A 1,460-nucleotide genomic window follows, 5' to 3' on the forward strand; every position below is an offset into this window, starting at 1 on the left:
CAGGCGCTTGAGCGCGTCCTCGAAGACGCCGAGCGGTTGGCCCGGCTGGAGGGCGCCGAGCAGGATGCGCTCGACCTTGAGCCCGCGCACGCTCTGGTTGGCCACCGCCGGGGCGCTGCCGAGGAAGATCGTGCGCATCACCCGCCGGGCGGCCTGCACGCTGCCAAAGCGAGTGTCTTGGACATCCAGCTCATAGGCCGTTGAGCGCGCGCCGTCGACCTCGCGCTCGATCACCGGCTCCCAGCCTTGGGGTAGATAGTGGATGCTCTTGTTGCGCACGTTGGCATCGTCGAGCGCAATGGAGCCGGGCAGGATCAACGCATCGCGGTTATCCGCCGTCCACAGGCGATGGATGACGATCGCCATGTATTGCAGCACGCCGCGGGTGCGCTGGAACTTGTCCAGGGTCGACCAGTCCTCGTAGAGCCGATCGAAGACCTCGGGGTGGATCGGGTAGGCGGCGCAGAGGCGCTCGTAGTAGGCGTTGGACGGGGTCTCCGACGGCAGCTTGCTGCTGTGCTCGCGGTAGCTGTCGGAGAACTGGCGGGCGATGCCTTCGACCTCGGGGCGCTCGCCGGCATGCTCGAACAGCCGGCGGCGGACGATCTCGAAGGCCTCTTCGCTGGCCACCGGCTTCCACACCGATTCGACCCGGCCAAAGTATTTCTCCAGCGCGTTCAGGGTGCGCTGGCCCATGCTACCGCCGATCTCGAGATCGGATTCCGGCAGCGAGGCGAGCAGCAGGGCGTTGGGGACGGCCTTCAGCGCCTCGGTGAGCGCCTGGATGAAGCTGAGGTTGGAGTCGAAGGTGCCGGCGCGGTAGCGCTGGCCGGGCTCGAACTGGCGCAGGAAGGCGACCAGCTCGTCGATCAGGATCACACAGGGGGCAGCCTGTGTGAGCAGTTGGATCAGCCGTTCCTTGCCGGGCGAGGTGCCCTCGGCATCGGCGTCGCGCACCAGGGCCAGGCCGTCATCACCCAGCAGTTGCCAGGCCAGCTCGCCCCAGAGCGTGGTGACCTTCTGCCCACCGCTCTTGACCAGTTCCTGACTCGGGGCTAGGGCGATGCCGTCGAGCACGGCGACGCGGGCCTTGGGCAAGCTGTTGATCCCGGCCTCATCGAGGATCGGCGGGATGCCGGTCAGTTGTGCGGTACTGACCTGGCGCGTGGCCAGGTGGTAAACCGCGAGCATGGTATGGGTCTTGCCGCCGCCAAAGGCGGTCTGCAGTTGGATCACCGGATCGCCGCCCTGACCGGCGAGGCGCTGGGCGACCGAGATCAGCAGCAGGCGCATGCCCTCGGTGATGAAGGTGCGGGTGAAGAAGGCCTCGGCGTCTTGGTATTCCGGCGGCGCGGTGCCGTTGGCGACCTGGGAGATGTCGGCGGCGAACTCGGATTGCTTGAAGGTGCCTTGGAGGACGTCGCGGTGCGGGCGGGCGATCTCGCGCCAGGGTTTGGGGG

The 1,460-nt window shown here is 67.5% G+C and carries 1 protein-coding gene; it reads right to left on the minus strand.

Features of this window, described 5'->3' with window-relative positions; genetic code table 11:
* On the minus strand, positions 1 to 1,460 hold a 1,460-nt coding region (locus VBE63_RS29195; RefSeq protein WP_323686476.1), incomplete at both ends, for an ATP-binding protein.

The sequence above is a fragment of the Lamprobacter sp. genome, from assembly GCF_034860625.1.
In the GTDB taxonomy this organism is placed as follows: Bacteria; Pseudomonadota; Gammaproteobacteria; order Chromatiales; family Chromatiaceae; genus Lamprobacter.